Source organism: Mangrovimonas sp. ST2L15, from assembly GCF_001280515.1.
GTDB lineage: Bacteria > Bacteroidota > Bacteroidia > Flavobacteriales > Flavobacteriaceae > Mangrovimonas > Mangrovimonas futianensis.
In genome coordinates this window covers 330,453-344,773 of record NZ_LBIQ01000030.1, presented here as the reverse complement: position 1 = coordinate 344,773, position 14,321 = coordinate 330,453, and the positions used below count along the sequence as shown (strand labels likewise).

At 37.0% G+C, this 14,321-nt stretch carries 14 protein-coding genes; 3 read left to right on the top strand and 11 right to left on the bottom strand.

Annotated features, from left to right (window positions below):
• The first annotated feature begins 2 nt into the window (after positions 1-2).
• The 3 genes from ZA07_RS05405 to ZA07_RS05395 all read left to right on the top strand — a co-directional run bounded on the left by ZA07_RS05405 (position 3) and on the right by ZA07_RS05395 (position 3,981).
• Entirely contained in the window at positions 3-2,333 is a 2,331-nt protein-coding gene (locus ZA07_RS05405) for a penicillin-binding protein 1A (protein ID WP_053972055.1), read from the top strand.
• A gap of 290 nt (positions 2,334-2,623) precedes the next feature.
• Positions 2,624-3,325, top strand: a complete 702-nt coding sequence (locus tag ZA07_RS05400) for a CoA transferase subunit A (RefSeq protein ID WP_053970705.1) — start codon at positions 2,624-2,626, stop codon at positions 3,323-3,325.
• Positions 3,326-3,327: 2 nt separating this feature from the next.
• Positions 3,328-3,981, top strand: coding sequence for a 3-oxoacid CoA-transferase subunit B (locus ZA07_RS05395; protein WP_053970704.1), 654 nt, complete (start codon positions 3,328-3,330; stop codon positions 3,979-3,981).
• A gap of 3 nt (positions 3,982-3,984) precedes the next feature.
• Here the strand turns inward: ZA07_RS05395 and ZA07_RS05390 are convergent, their stop codons facing one another.
• The 11 genes from ZA07_RS05390 to ZA07_RS05340 all read right to left on the bottom strand — a co-directional run bounded on the left by ZA07_RS05390 (position 3,985) and on the right by ZA07_RS05340 (position 14,318).
• Complete coding sequence (locus ZA07_RS05390; RefSeq protein ID WP_053970703.1) at positions 3,985-4,641, bottom strand: outer membrane protein; 657 nt, start codon at positions 4,639-4,641, stop codon at positions 3,985-3,987.
• Position 4,642: 1 nt separating this feature from the next.
• Positions 4,643-5,287, bottom strand: a complete 645-nt coding sequence (locus ZA07_RS05385) for a hypothetical protein (protein WP_157492069.1) — start codon at positions 5,285-5,287, stop codon at positions 4,643-4,645.
• A 421-nt stretch (positions 5,288-5,708) separates the two neighbouring features.
• Entirely contained in the window at positions 5,709-7,397 is a 1,689-nt protein-coding gene (locus ZA07_RS05380) for an ABC transporter ATP-binding protein (protein WP_053970701.1), read from the bottom strand.
• A 2-nt stretch (positions 7,398-7,399) separates the two neighbouring features.
• Complete coding sequence (locus ZA07_RS05375) at positions 7,400-8,113, bottom strand: 3'-5' exonuclease (protein WP_053970700.1); 714 nt, start codon at positions 8,111-8,113, stop codon at positions 7,400-7,402.
• A complete protein-coding gene (locus ZA07_RS05370; RefSeq protein ID WP_053970699.1) occupies positions 8,097-9,260 on the bottom strand; it encodes a serine hydrolase in 1,164 nt (387 codons plus the stop codon). The genes ZA07_RS05375 and ZA07_RS05370 overlap by 17 nt, the downstream gene beginning before the upstream one ends.
• A gap of 37 nt (positions 9,261-9,297) precedes the next feature.
• Positions 9,298-9,771 (bottom strand): methylated-DNA--[protein]-cysteine S-methyltransferase, encoded by a 474-nt coding sequence (locus ZA07_RS05365; protein WP_053970698.1) that lies wholly within the window; start codon positions 9,769-9,771, stop codon positions 9,298-9,300.
• Positions 9,771-10,859, bottom strand: coding sequence for a CNNM domain-containing protein (locus ZA07_RS05360; protein ID WP_053970697.1), 1,089 nt, complete (start codon positions 10,857-10,859; stop codon positions 9,771-9,773). Before ZA07_RS05360 ends, ZA07_RS05365 begins: the two co-directional genes overlap by 1 nt.
• A 26-nt stretch (positions 10,860-10,885) precedes the next feature.
• Complete coding sequence (gene hemB, locus ZA07_RS05355; protein ID WP_053970696.1) at positions 10,886-11,875, bottom strand: porphobilinogen synthase; 990 nt, start codon at positions 11,873-11,875, stop codon at positions 10,886-10,888.
• A 1-nt stretch (position 11,876) separates the two neighbouring features.
• On the bottom strand, positions 11,877-12,899 hold the full coding sequence (locus ZA07_RS05350; RefSeq protein WP_053970695.1) for a DUF4421 domain-containing protein: 1,023 nt from the start codon (positions 12,897-12,899) through the stop codon (positions 11,877-11,879).
• Positions 12,890-13,792, bottom strand: coding sequence for an oxygen-dependent coproporphyrinogen oxidase (gene hemF / locus ZA07_RS05345; RefSeq protein ID WP_053970694.1), 903 nt, complete (start codon positions 13,790-13,792; stop codon positions 12,890-12,892). Before hemF ends, ZA07_RS05350 begins: the two co-directional genes overlap by 10 nt.
• Positions 13,782-14,318: a GNAT family N-acetyltransferase gene (locus ZA07_RS05340; protein ID WP_053970693.1), complete on the bottom strand. Its 537-nt coding sequence runs from the start codon at positions 14,316-14,318 to the stop codon at positions 13,782-13,784. The genes hemF and ZA07_RS05340 overlap by 11 nt, the downstream gene beginning before the upstream one ends.
• Positions 14,319-14,321 lie beyond the last annotated feature (3 nt).

Here is a 14,321-nt window from a genome sequence, read left to right as displayed (position 1 = left end):
CTATGGCAAAGAAAAAACAAACCAAGAAATCCAGTACCAATAGTGATTTCGGCAAATTTATCCGCTGGTTCTGGGGATTATTTCTCGGAGGAATTCTATTTGTCGTCCTTCTTTTTTTATTGGCATCTTGGGGCGTTTTTGGAGAAATGCCAGACCATACCGTATTAGAAAATCCTAAAACCAATTTGGCAACCGAAGTTATTTCTTCTGATGGGAAAACACTGGGTAAATATTACTTTAACGATAACCGAACTCCAGTAGGTTTTGATGATCTTCCAAAACACTTGGTAGATGCTTTGGTAGCTACTGAAGATGCTCGATTTTATAGCCACTCTGGAATAGATGCACGTGGAACTTTAAGAGCCTTTTTAACCTTAGGAAAAGGAGGTGGAGCAAGTACGATTTCTCAGCAATTGGCCAAACAATTGTTCCATGGCGAAGGATCCCAAAATATCGTAGAACGAATTCTTCAAAAATTTAAAGAATGGATTATTGCCATTCGTTTGGAGCGCCAGTATACCAAAGAAGAAATCATTGCTATGTATTTCAATATTTATGATTTTGGGAATAATGCTGATGGTATTCGTTCGGCATCTAGAATTTATTTCAATAAGGAGCCTAGAGACTTAGATGTCAAGGAATCTGCTATGTTGGTTGGAATGTTTAAGAATTCTTCTCTATATAATCCAAGGAGAAACCCCGTTGGAACGACAAATCGAAGAAATGTGGTTCTGAATCAGATGTATAAATATGATTTCATCCAAGTAACAGTTAAGGACTCTTTAAAAGATTTGGATCTTGATTTGAATTATTCTCCTGAGTCACACCGAGAGGGAATTGCTACATATTTTAGAATGTACTTAAGAGATTTCTTAAAGGATTGGATAAAAGATAACCCTAAGCCAGATGGATCTAAGTACAACCTTTATAACGATGGCTTAAAAGTTTACACCACTATTGATTCTAGAATGCAAGCCTATGCCGAGGAAGCGGTTCAAAAACACATGGCTAGACTTCAGGCCGAATTTGATCATCAAAACACTCCAGACAGGAATCCTACCGCTCCATTTTTAGAGTTAACTAAAGATGAGATTGATGGTTTGATGAAGCGTGGAATTAGACAATCGGAAAGGTGGAGGCACATGAAGTATGACCTTAAAAAGGAGGATAAGGAAATATTGGAATCTTTTAACACACCTACCCAAATGACCGTTTTTTCATGGAAAGGTGAAATAGATACAATCATGAAACCTTTGGATTCCATGAGATATTACAAATCATTCCTTCAGCCAGGTATGATGTCTATGGATCCCCAAACAGGTCACATAAAAGTTTGGGTTGGAGGTATGAACTATAAACATTTTCAGTACGATCACGTTAAACAAGGTAGAAGACAGGTTGGTTCTACGTTCAAGCCTTTTGTATATGCTACGGCTATCGATCAATTGCATTTGTCTCCATGCGATGAGTTGCCTAATACCCAAATTACTATTGAAGCTGGAAAATATGGTTTGATAGAACCATGGACGCCAAAAAACTCAGATGGAAGCTATGGTGGAGACTTAACATTAAAGAGTGCTTTAGCAAATTCTGTTAATACCATTACTGCTAGATTGATAGATAAGGTAGGGCCACAACCTGTGGTGGATTTGGCCAAAAAATTAGGTGTGGAAGCAGAGATCCCACCAGTACCTTCTATCGCTTTAGGAACAGCTGACTTAAGTGTATATGAAATGGTGGCTGCCTATGCTACTTTCGCTAATAAAGGGGTTTATAACAAACCAGTCATGGTAACCCATATCGAAGATAAAAATGGGACCATCTTATATCAATTCAAACCAGAAACAAGAGATGTACTAAGTGAGGAGGCAGCATATGTAACCGTTAATTTAATGGAAGGTGTTACCCAATATGGTTCGGGGCAAAGGTTACGCAGCAATTGGGCAACTAATGTAGCCGTTTATAAAGAAATCATAACAGGTTATCCTTATGAATTTGATAACCCTATAGCTGGTAAAACGGGAACAACCCAAAATCAAAGTGATGGCTGGTTTATGGGAATGGTTCCAAACTTGGTCACAGGGGTCTGGGTTGGTGCTGAAGACCGTGCTGCACACTTTAGAACGATTACTTACGGTCAGGGAGCCTCAATGGCACTTCCTATTTGGGGACAGTTTATGAAAAGCTGTTATAATGACGAAGAACTGGAGGTCTCTAAGGCGGATTTTGAACGTCCAGAAGAATTAACTATTTCAGTTGATTGTACTGATAGCTCTTCCCCTGAAGAAGGAATTCCAGACGAGGAGAAGCCCGATGCTCTAGATATCTTTTAACTATTTTTAAAAGTAGGTCAGATAAATTTTTTAGTCGATTGTTTATCCTTGGATAGATTATCGACTAGATGTGTTATTTTTTGCCCTATAAAAATAGTTTCTATTTATGGTGCCTTTTGAAAAGAATAGGCTTTCAGATTTTTTTTGTTCAAAAAGGATTTAAATTCATTGACAATTGTTTTGCGAATTCGCCAATAGTCAAGGGGTGAATTTTAATATTTCTCTGTTTTCCTCGCGGTTATTTTCGTATTTTTCAAAACATAAATTACAAATACAAACAATCAACAAAAATGATTTTAAAAAAGGTATCTAATGTACAGGAAGCATTAGAAGGTATAACCGATAATATGACCTTGATGTTAGGTGGATTTGGTCTGTGTGGTATACCTGAAAATGCCATTGCTGAACTAGTAAAATTAAATGTTAATGGTCTGACTTGTATTTCCAATAATGCAGGGGTAGATGATTTTGGTTTGGGATTGCTGTTGCAAAAGCGTCAAATAAAGAAAATGGTTTCTTCTTATGTAGGAGAAAATGATGAATTTGAAAGACAAATGCTAAGTGGCGAGCTTGAAGTAGAGTTGATCCCACAAGGTACTTTGGCAGAACGATGCAGAGCGGCTCAATCTGGATTTCCTGCGTTTTATACGCCTGCGGGATATGGAACCGAAGTAGCCATAGGTAAAGAAACGAGAGAATTTAATGGTAAAATGTATGTTTTAGAGGAAGCCTTTAAGGCAGATTTTGCCTTTGTAAAAGCTTGGAAGGGTGACGAAGCAGGAAACCTTATATTCAAGGGTACGGCGAGAAACTTTAATCCAGCCATGTGTGGAGCCGCCAAAATTACGGTAGCTGAGGTGGAAGAGTTATTGCCGGTTGGTAGTTTAGATCCCAATCAAATTCATATTCCGGGAATATTTGTACAACGCATATTCCAAGGTGAGACCTATGAAAAACGAATTGAACAAAGAACAGTAAGACAAAGAAATTAGGTATGTTAGATAAAAACGGAATAGCAAAACGAATTGCTCAAGAAGTTAAGGATGGATACTATGTGAATTTAGGAATTGGAATTCCAACCTTGGTAGCCAATTTTGTTCGTGATGATATTGAAGTCGAATTTCAAAGTGAAAATGGGGTGTTAGGTATGGGACCTTTCCCTTTTGAAGGCGATGAAGATGCCGATATCATTAACGCTGGAAAGCAAACCATAACAACGCTTCCTGGTGCTAGTTTCTTTGATTCAGCCATGAGCTTTTCGATGATTAGAGGAAAGCATGTAGACCTAACTATTTTGGGAGCCATGGAGGTTGCCGAAAATGGAGATATAGCCAATTGGAAAATACCTGGTAAAATGGTAAAAGGTATGGGCGGAGCCATGGACTTGGTAGCTAGTGCCGAAAATATCATTGTAGCCATGATGCATACGAATAAGGCGGGAGAATCTAAGTTATTAAAGAGTTGTACATTGCCTTTGACAGGAGTTGGTTGCGTTACCAAAATTGTAACCAATTTAGCCGTTATTGAAATAAAGGATGGCGCATTCCATCTCTTGGAACGCGCTCCTGGAGTGTCAGTGGAAGATATTCAAAATGCCACTGAAGGGACTTTAATCGTTGATGGCGAAGTTCCTGAAATGAATATTTAAGTTCTAATTATCACCAAAAGTTACGATCAGGCCTAAATGTATTTGGGCCTGATTGATTTTATTAAAGTAATCTTCCCAGGTTTTGTGGGTGTCGATGTTAAAACTAACATTATTGTAATTACCTCCAACATACACCGAAAAATGGTCAATTAAATTAAAAGTCACATTTAGACCCGCATAAAAAATCATTCCGTAGAAGCTGTTAGAGTCCTCATTCAATGCATTTAGATTTAAATTAAAATTTTGACGCACTTGAACTGCTCCCAAACCTACATAGGGTTCAAGAGAGATGGGTTTTGTGATATCCCATTGGTATAGAATTTTACCATATGCTGAATGGTAATGAGTTCTATTAATATTTCCTATGGTAGCAACGTTGGTGACGTCATATCTCATATAGTCAAATCCAAACCCCAATTTGAAATTGTAATATTCGATAGTATTTAGTTGAAATCCTACTCCCGCCAATTTGGGCTCATGACCATCTGAAAGGAAGTTATTCCCATAATTAAAATGGTGTAATGTGTAAAAATACATTTGGGGTTTCACAGATAAACCTTTGGATTCGTTTGATTGACTTTCGTTTTGGTCCGCGGTTTCTTGAGCTTTAATGAAGGTTGAATAACCTATTAAAATTAGGATAAATAGAATCTTTTTCATCTTAGTAGGTAATAGTATATGGGGTTTCTACTTCATTTCCAACGATTATTTGTTCATCAAAACCATTGGTTTGGCCTGAACTATTTGTCACTTCATAGTGTAGGTCTAGAATTTGGTTTTTAGCAACAGTTTTAGAGTACATGTCATAATAATATTCTGGGTATTCGGTTTCCAACGGGTTTACCCAAACGGTTAAATCTGCTAATAGGCCATCAAGTTCCATTTTTGTTATGGTATTTTCAGGGTTTATCTGATTTAAAGCGATTTGCAACTGAGTGATGTCATCATTCTCAATAAGGGTGACATTATCCAATGGGAAGTAGTAATTTTTTATATCAGACTCCCAAATGTTGACATAAGCTTTTTGACGGTATTGAGAGTTTCCTAAAACTCTAACTTCAAACTCTCTTTCGTTGGTAGGTTTCGGAATGACCATTTCAAAACTACCATTCTCTGAAGAAGTTGTGTAGCTAATAAGATCGGTATCATGGGAATTATAGATCCATAATTCAATGGTTTGATTCTTGATGGGTTGGTTATTTCTGTCTGTGATATGTCCTTCAAACACATATCGGGTGGAAATATCATATTGGATCTCACAACTACATAGAAAACCCATTATGAAAAGTAAAAGTAATTTTTTCATGTAAGCAATTTTTGAATTAAAGTTAAGGAAATAAACGAGATAGGAAACTCAAATTAAAATCAAATTTACTGTAAGAAAAAACATATTAATTAACTAAATATGTTAAAAAAATATGTATTTTATCGAATAATATAGCTTTTAAGCTGATTTTAAAAAAAAATTATTCCATATTAGCAGTCCCAATCAAAACCAAGAATTAACCAACTAAAAATAAAAAATTAACAACTAAGATTTTAAGATGCCCCAAATCTAAAACCGTAGTTAAAGAGCCCCAAATTTACTAAACTAACCTATTATGAATGTTGCCTCAAATCTACCTGAACGACCTACTTCTAGTTATGAGATGAGACTATTCATGAACTACAACAGAACGATAAGATTTGTTAAAAGTCTTTGGTATCTGGCCAAGAAAATATTCATGCTATAACCCTTTGGGTATAGCATGAATTAATTTTTTGGTGTATTCTTTTTCTGGATGTCCATAAACCTTATCAGCATCACCCATCTCTTCAATTTTTCCTTGATTCATGACAATTAATTGGTCAGACATGTATTTCACCACCGATAAGTCATGGGAAATAAAAATGTAGGTAAATCCAAAATTATCTTTCAAGTCATTTAATAGATTAAGAACTTGTGCCTGCACCGATATATCAAGCGCAGAAACAGATTCGTCACAAATAACCAATTTAGGTTCTAATGCGATGGCCCTGGCAATTCCCACACGTTGTCTTTGTCCGCCAGAAAATTCATGTGGATATTTATAAAACGATTCAGAATTTAAGCCTACTTTATCCAACAATGTCATGACTTTTTCCTTTCTGTTTTTATCAGAAGAGCCAATATGATGGACTTTCATGGGCTCCATAATAGCTTTTCCAATGGGAATTCTAGGGTTTAAGGAAGCAAACGGGTCCTGAAAGATTACTTGAATGTCTTTTCTTAATCGCCTTAACGACTTTCTGTTTAATTTTGTGATGTCAGTACCTTTATAGAATATTTGACCAGCGGTGGGCGGATCTAACATTAAAATGGCATTTGATAAAGTAGATTTACCACAACCGGATTCCCCAACCAGTCCTAAAGTTTCGCCTTCATACAACCTGAAGCTAACATTGTTTACGGCCTTGAAAAAAGTAGGTTTTCCAAACCATCCGGCTTGGGATACATACTCCTTCTCTACATTGCTCACTTCAAGAATAGGAGCTTGCGAATAGAGCTTTTGATGTTTTTTATGGCGGTCTTTCAGGGTAATGACATCCTTGTTAGTGGTGTCATTTATGAAATCCTGGATGGTAGGTAGTTTTTTGAGTCTGACATCCAAAGCGGGTTTTGAGTTTATAAGTGCTTTGGTATAAGTTTCCTTTGGGGCTAGAAAAATGTCTTTAACAGGGCCTTGTTCTACTATTTGACCTTGATACATAACTAGAATGCGGTCTGAAATTTCGGAAACCAAGGATAAATCATGCGAAATAAAAATAATACTCATCCCTTCGGTGGCTTGAAGATGTTTCAACAAAAGGATAATTTCTTTTTGAACGGTTACATCCAAGGCGGTGGTTGGCTCATCAGCGACTAAAATTTTAGGGTTGCAGGCAATGGCCATCGCAATCATAACCCGTTGTTTTTGTCCGCCCGAAATCTCATGTGGATAGGCTTTATATACCCTTTCTGGGTTTGGTAATTTTACTTTCTCAAAGAGTTCTAAGGTTTTCTGTTTCCCTTCCTTTTGGCTTAATGAGGTATGTTGTAAAAGAATTTCAATAACCTGTTCACCGCATCGCATGGATGGATTTAAGGAACTCATGGGTTCTTGAAAAATCATGGCAATTTCATTGCCTCTCAAGGCTTGAAATTCCTTATCTGATAAATGAGTAAGGTCTTGACCCTTAAAGTATATGGAGCCTTTGGTGATTTTAGAAATTCCTTTGGGCAGTAAACCCAAAAGAGCCAATGATGAAACTGATTTCCCAGAACCAGATTCACCTACAACCCCTAAAATTTCATTTTCAAAAAGTTGATAGGAAATCCCATGAATGATTTCTTTTTCCTTTTGATTGGAAACAAAAGAAACATGTAAGTCTGTAATGTCTAATAATTTGTTGTTCATCCTTAAATGTGGATAATTTCGTCATCCAGAAGCAAGTCGTCTCCACGCAATCTCAGGAAAATTTGAGCCACGGCAATGGTATCTCTTTCGCAGTATTTGATTATTCTGTCAATATCACCATCTTCATAATAGACTTTGTAAACCTCACTGCCATCAATATCTTCCTTAGGAGAAGGAATGCCCAAAACATTAGTCAATAACTTCAAAGAGGTGTAGTTTTTATAATCACCAAATTTCCAAAGTTCTAAGGTGTCCAAATGAGGAACTTCCCAAGGTTTTTTGCCAAACAGATTCAATTTATAAGGAAGTTCTATATTGTGGATGATCATTCGTCGGGCAATATATGGAAAATCAAATTCCTTCCCATTATGGGCACATAGTAAATGTTTGGTTTGACTAAAGTGGGAAATGAGTAGGTTTTTAAAATCTTTTAATAGTTTCGGTTCTTCGCCATAAAAGCTGGTAACCCTAAAGGTTCTTACGTCATTTTTAAGATTGAAATAGCCAACGGAGATACAAATGATTTTACCAAATTCTGCCCAAATACCAGCTCGGTCGTAAAATTCATCGGGAGAATAGTCATCACCTCTTTGGTATCTGGACTTGGCGTCCCATAATTCCTGTTTGGTTTCATCCAAGTCATTGAAATGTTCTGTTTCGGGAACCGTTTCAATGTCTAAAAAAAGGATGTTTTCAAGATTAATTTTTGAGATCATAACCTAACATTTTGTAAGCTTCTTCAATATAGATGCTGATGTCATCCGTAAATACTGCAACGGTATTCCCTGCGCCTTTGGAATGACCCAAACGAACAATAATAATGTTGTCCTCGGGCTCCACAATAACATACTGTCCCAAATGTCCTCGCATCATGAAAAAGGATTTGTCTCCTATAGTTTTTAACCACCATCCATAACCATATTGGGGACTAGATGAAAATCTTGGTGTCACACATTTGGCTATAAAAGCTGAATCTAAAATCTGTTGTCCATTCCAATTGCCATAATCTTTATATAGCTTTCCTAATTTTGCAAAATCTTTGGCATCACTAGCAATACAACAATAGGCTTTAACAAAATCATGTTCTTCACTATCAACTTGCCATGGAGCATCCAGTTCACATCCCAAGGGCTTCCATAACTCTTCAGAAAGATAATTGTATAGTTTTTTACCAGTGGCTCGCTCTAAAACAAGAGCTAGCAATTGAGTATCTCCACTGGCATATTTAAACCGTTGGCCAGGTTCTTGAACCACTTTTAACCCGTTAATGACTTCTTTTAAATTGTCGTCAAAATAGGCTCTGGTGGTGATTGAAAATGGCGAATAATAGGCTTCATCCCAATTGGTTCCAGAGGACATACTGGATAAGTCTCCAACCGTCATTTTTGCTGCCATTCCCTCGCAAAATTCAGGGAGGAAATCACAAACAGGTTGATCTAGTCCTTTAATATATCCTTGCATAATGGCTTTTCCAAGTAAAGCGGTAACATAACTTTTTGCCATGGAAAAGGAATTGGATTTGGAGTCTTCGCCAAAGCCATCATTATATGTTTCAAACCAAATGCTGTCATTTTTAATAATCACGTAAGCTATGGTACCCAACTCTTTGTTAGTCTGGGCCAATTTATCGGTTATGGAAGCCAAGTTGAAGTCCTTGTGATAGGGCCAGGGTATTGGGTTTCCTGCTTCAATGAATTTGTTGTCAAATTCTTTGTAATCTTCAAGATAAGCAGTGGTATGGCCTTTTAAATAAATGGTTCTTACGGCCTTGATAAGGTAGTCAGTGTTAGTGATATAAAGAAGAATGATTAGGAGTCCTAGGACAATAACTAACCATTTGGCAAGGGGCTTTAAAAATTTCATATAGTTAATTTAGATGTAACTAAATATAACCAAAAAATTAAAATAGTGTTTCTTGTTTATACGGACTTTCATGTTCCAAAAGCCATTGTTTTCTGTGCAATCCGCCTGCATAACCTGTAAGACTGCCGTCACTTCCTATAATTCTGTGGCAAGGAATAACAATCCATAGGGGGTTTTTGCCATTGGCATTGGCAACGGCTCGGATGGCTTTTTCATCTCCTAAGTTGCGGGATAGTTCAAGGTAGCTTTTGGTTTTTCCGTAGGGTACTTTTTGTAATTCGCTCCAAACTTTCTTTTGAAAAGTTGTTCCTGCTGGATTCAAGTTTAGCTGGAATTCCGTTCTGCTACCCTCAAAATATTCTTGTAGTTGACGCGAGCATTCTTCAAGAGATTTCGGGATGGTTTTGGACACGTTCACTTCACTATTCAAAATAGAAATCTTTGACACACCCAAATAGTCGCCCTCAATCTGGGTGTAGCCCAAAGGGGTATGGATGATACAGAAATCCATTATTCTTTTGGTTTTTGATCTTCTATAAGGCCTAAACGTTTGGCACGAGTTTCCCAACTTCTTCTGGCCAATAGCTGAAGGTCTGCAATGCTATCACTTTCGTCCATAATTTCCATACCCAAAAGCGTTTCAATCACATCTTCCATGGTTACCAAACCGCTTACGGATCCGTACTCGTCCACTACCAAAGCCATATGATTTTTGCTCTCAACGAGTTGCTCAAATAATTTTGGGATAGGCATACTGCGATTGATGATAATGATGGTTCTTTTGATGTCTGAGAGCAATTTATTTCCATTTCCAAAAGCCATTTCCCTGAAGATTTCATCTTTGAGGACTAAGCCGGTAATGTTGTCTGTTTCCTCTGTATACACAGGAATTCTTGAAAATCGAATATTGGAATTCTTTTCAAAAAAATCTTTGATAGTTGTTGTTTCATTTTCAATTTTCATGACCGTTCTTGGGGTCATGATATCCTTGGCCAAAACATCCTTAAAAGTCAACATGTTTTTAATCACCTTACTTTCAGATTCCAGAAAAACGCCTTTTTCTTCTGCTAAATTGGTCATGGCGTGAAAATCTTCTCTGCTGAAAACACTTCCATGATGTCCCTTTCCTCCAATAAGTTTAGTGGTTAATTGTAATACCCATAAAATCCCTGTCCATTTTAATGGAAAAATTAAGACGGTTAAAGCTTTTGAAGTAAAATTCGCCAAAGATTTCCAATAGGTGGCACCAATCGTTTTCGGAATAATTTCTGAGGCAATTAAAATTAATAGGGTCATGGCCGCCGATACAACTCCTACAGTATTAATTCCAAACAATTCTATTTTATAAGGTAGTTTCTCTGCTTGGATTCCTACCATCATTGCACCTAGTGTATGAGCAATAGTATTTAGAGTTAGAATAGAAATAAGAGGTTTATCTACGTCTTTTTTTAAGTTTTCCAATACGGTGGCATAATGTTTACCCTCTTGTTTTTTGACTGTAATGAAGGTGGGTGTAACACTTAATAGTACGGCTTCCAGAATGGAACACATAAAGGAAAAGAAGATGGAGATAAAGGCCCAGAAAAATAGTGCGCTCATGTTTTGGGTTATGGGTTTGTACGAAGTTACGAAATCAATTTCACAACATCCTTAGCAAAATAGCTAGCAATAATATCTGCCCCTGCTCTTTTGATCGCATAAGTTTGTTCAAGGATAACGGCATCATGGTCTAGCCAACCTTTTTCTGCTGCTGCTTTAATCATGGCATATTCCCCAGAAACTTGATAAACAGCCAGTGGGACATCTACTTCATTTTTAATATCGCGTACTATGTCCAGATAGCATAATCCTGGTTTAACCATAACAATATCGGCTCCCTCTTCAATGTCCAGTTCGGTTTCCCTAAGCGCCTCAAAGCGATTAGCATAATCCATTTGATATGTTTTTTTGTCCTTAGGAATGTTTTTTAAATCTACTGGTGCAGAATCCAAAGCGTCTCTAAATGGACCGTAAAATGCAGATGCATATTTAGCGGAGTAAGCCATGATACCCGTATTGAAAAAACCTTCGTCTTCAAAGGCTTCACGAATGGATAAAATACGACCATCCATCATATCACTGGGAGCTACAAAATCAGCGCCCGCTTCCGCATGAGAAAGACTCATTTCAGTTAAAAGATCAACAGTTTCATCATTTAGGATCAGGCCATTTTCCACTATGCCATCATGGCCATAGATGGAATATGGATCCATGGCAACATCGGTCATAACAATCATTTCTGGACAAGCATCCTTGACGGTTTTAATGGCTTTTTGCATGAGTCCATTGGGGTTGATGGCTTCGGTTCCTTTGTTGTCTTTTAGTTGGTCAGGTACTTTTACAAATAATAAGACAGATTTCAATCCCATGCTCCATAATTCCTTAACCTCTTGTTCTAAAAGGTCTAGACTTAATCTGAAATAGTTAGGCATGGAAGCAATTTCTTCCTTGACATTTTTCCCTTCTACCACAAAAAGGGGTACTAAAAAATCGTTAGGAGTTATTATGGTTTCTCGCACTAAAGAACGAATACTTGCATTTGTTCTTAATCTTCTGTTGCGTTTTATAGGATACATGTTATGATTTTATTTTATCAATTTCTTCATTCAATTTCCCTTCCATTTTATCAGCAAATTGAACAAGGGATTTAGGAGCTTTAAATCGATATCCTACAAATATTTGGAAATAAGGAATGTTGTCCTTTATTCGGCTTGTTCTATCTGCGGCATGATTCAAAATTAAGTAGCTGTAATGGGCTCCTAAATAGAGGTTGTCTATGTCATAAGTTGCAGACCCTCTAAAGTTTAATTCGGTCAATAGCGTTACCAAAGGGTCTTCTCCTTCCGATTTGGATCTGTTTAAGCCAATACCTGCTGAAGCCCCAGCCGACAGTAATAAATTTTTGGTAGGTACAAAGTTGTAATAGTAAGATGGCGCAAAGGCGATATCAAAAGAATAGTAACTGGAGTCAATGTAGGAACCATCTGTTCCCGATTCTCCTTCTAAATTAAACTTGGTGTAATAATATACAATTCTGGGGATAAAACTCCCTGTACTTTTTAATTGCTTTTCATCTTGTGAGGTAATGGCCCTAAATGAAAAGTTCTCATTCCAAATATAGGATGTTGCACCTCCAATTTTAAAGTTGTTGGTATTTGGAAGATACACAGATATGGCGTCATCATTGTTTAATTTTAAATAAAAGCCCTTTTCATTAAAAATATCGAAGGTTTGCATAAAGTGCTTTCCAAAAAAATTCCTTAGGCTAAAATTAAAAAGTCTGGAATGTTCATTGTCTTCATTTTCGGCAAGAAAGTCTGGAGCGAAAGAATAGGAAGCTGAGAGGCCTCTAAAAGAAACCGAAGCTCCTATTCGGTTTTGCTTATTGGGTTCGAGATTGAAAAACAGATCAGAAAACCGGTCTTTTAAAATTATAGAATTTGAGGTATTAACATAATAAGCTCGAGCCGTAATGCGATTGGGGTAGGAAACCTTATGGTCGGTTTCTTCAATATAAACGATTTCTTCTTCAGTTTCCTGCGAGAAAATAATAGCAGGTAAACATAGTGAGGCAAATAGAATTATGTTTTTTAGACCCATGGTTTTGGATGTTTTAATACTTCAATCAGTTTGTCTTCTTCAGACTCCGGTTCTGGGTGATAATCATAAACCCATTGTACATGTGGGGGCAAACTCATTAAAATACTTTCAATCCTTCCATTGGTTTTTAAACCAAATAAAGTGCCTTTATCATGTACCAAATTAAACTCAACATAACGTCCTCTTCTTATTTCTTGCCACTTACGTTGTTGCTCCGTGTAAGTTAAGTCTTTTCTTTTTAATACAATAGGTACATAGGCTTCTAAAAAACTATCACCTACCTCGGTTATAAAATCAAACCATGCATCCATTCCAAAATCCTCCTGGGCTTTGCAATAATCAAAGAATAACCCACCAATACCTCTAGCCTCATTTCTGTGGGTATTCCAGAAGTAATCATCACATTTTTCTTTATATTTTTGATAGAATTCCGGATGGTGTCTATCGCAGGCCCATTTGCAGGTTTTATGAAAATGAATAGCGTCTTCTTCAAATAGATAATAAGGAGTTAGATCTTGCCCCCCTCCGAACCACTGGTCTACAATCTCACCTTTCTTATTGTACATCTCAAAATAGCGCCAATTGGCATGTACAGTTGGCACCATTGGGTTTTTTGGATGTAGTACCAAACTTAATCCACAGGCGAAAAAGTCAGCATCCTTAACACCAAAATAGGCTTGCATAGATTCGGGTAATGCTCCATGAACTGCAGAAATGTTGACGCCTCCTTTTTCAAATACGTTCCCGTTTTGGATGACACGAGTGCGTCCACCACCACCTTCGGGTCGTTCCCATAAATCCTCTTGAAAACGAGCTTTACCATCAAGCTCCTCTAATTTTGAAGTAATAATGTCTTGTAAGTCCTGAATGTATTGGTAAAATCTATCTTTCATGAGCTAATTCATATAATTCCATATCTAATGTTGATTTCCCTGAAACATACTCGTTTTCCAAGGTTTCAGACCAAGAAAAACCAGCCCGTTTAGCAACATTGATACTGCTTATATTTGTTTTGTGAATTAAAATTTGAAGCCTATTTAAACCTAAATTTAAAAAGGCATATTCCTTGAGAGATTCCATGCTTTGACTCATCCAACCTTTACCGGAAAATTTTCTGCCTAAGCAATATGCAAATTCTCCTTGCTTTTTGACCCAATCAATATTTTTCAAAATGACCAATCCAGCTACATTATGGGTGTCCTTGTCTTTAATTGCAAAAGTGAATTCCACTTTATTCTCAAATTCAGAAAGCTTTTTTTGTATGTAGTCTTTTGAGGCACTTTCTGATAAGTTGGCTGCTAAGGTCTTGGGAAGGTATTCCTGAAACCTTTTTCCATTACGAATCATTAAGCTACTTAAGCTCAATGCGTCTTCAGGTTTAAGCGTGTCAATATAAAATGTCTCAAAAACTGATATCATATG

Excerpts from the sequence above, each read along its gene's own strand:
- ZA07_RS05380 (WP_053970701.1), bottom strand. The coding sequence starts at position 7,397 with ATGAACAACAAATTATTAGACATTACAGACTTACATGTTTCTTTTGTT.
- ZA07_RS05400 (WP_053970705.1), top strand. The coding sequence starts at position 2,624 with ATGATTTTAAAAAAGGTATCTAATGTACAGGAAGCATTAGAAGGTATA.
- ZA07_RS05395 (WP_053970704.1), top strand. The coding sequence starts at position 3,328 with ATGTTAGATAAAAACGGAATAGCAAAACGAATTGCTCAAGAAGTTAAG.
- ZA07_RS05385 (WP_157492069.1), bottom strand. The coding sequence starts at position 5,287 with ATGAAAAAATTACTTTTACTTTTCATAATGGGTTTTCTATGTAGTTGT.
- ZA07_RS05365 (WP_053970698.1), bottom strand. The coding sequence starts at position 9,771 with ATGGATTTCTGTATCATCCATACCCCTTTGGGCTACACCCAGATTGAG.
- ZA07_RS05405 (WP_053972055.1), top strand. The coding sequence starts at position 3 with ATGGCAAAGAAAAAACAAACCAAGAAATCCAGTACCAATAGTGATTTC.
- ZA07_RS05390 (WP_053970703.1), bottom strand. The coding sequence starts at position 4,641 with ATGAAAAAGATTCTATTTATCCTAATTTTAATAGGTTATTCAACCTTC.
- ZA07_RS05360 (WP_053970697.1), bottom strand. The coding sequence starts at position 10,859 with ATGAGCGCACTATTTTTCTGGGCCTTTATCTCCATCTTCTTTTCCTTT.
- hemB (WP_053970696.1), bottom strand. The coding sequence starts at position 11,875 with ATGTATCCTATAAAACGCAACAGAAGATTAAGAACAAATGCAAGTATT.
- ZA07_RS05370 (WP_053970699.1), bottom strand. The coding sequence starts at position 9,260 with ATGAAATTTTTAAAGCCCCTTGCCAAATGGTTAGTTATTGTCCTAGGA.
- ZA07_RS05350 (WP_053970695.1), bottom strand. The coding sequence starts at position 12,899 with ATGGGTCTAAAAAACATAATTCTATTTGCCTCACTATGTTTACCTGCT.
- hemF (WP_053970694.1), bottom strand. The coding sequence starts at position 13,792 with ATGAAAGATAGATTTTACCAATACATTCAGGACTTACAAGACATTATT.
- ZA07_RS05340 (WP_053970693.1), bottom strand. The coding sequence starts at position 14,318 with ATGATATCAGTTTTTGAGACATTTTATATTGACACGCTTAAACCTGAA.
- ZA07_RS05375 (WP_053970700.1), bottom strand. The coding sequence starts at position 8,113 with ATGATCTCAAAAATTAATCTTGAAAACATCCTTTTTTTAGACATTGAA.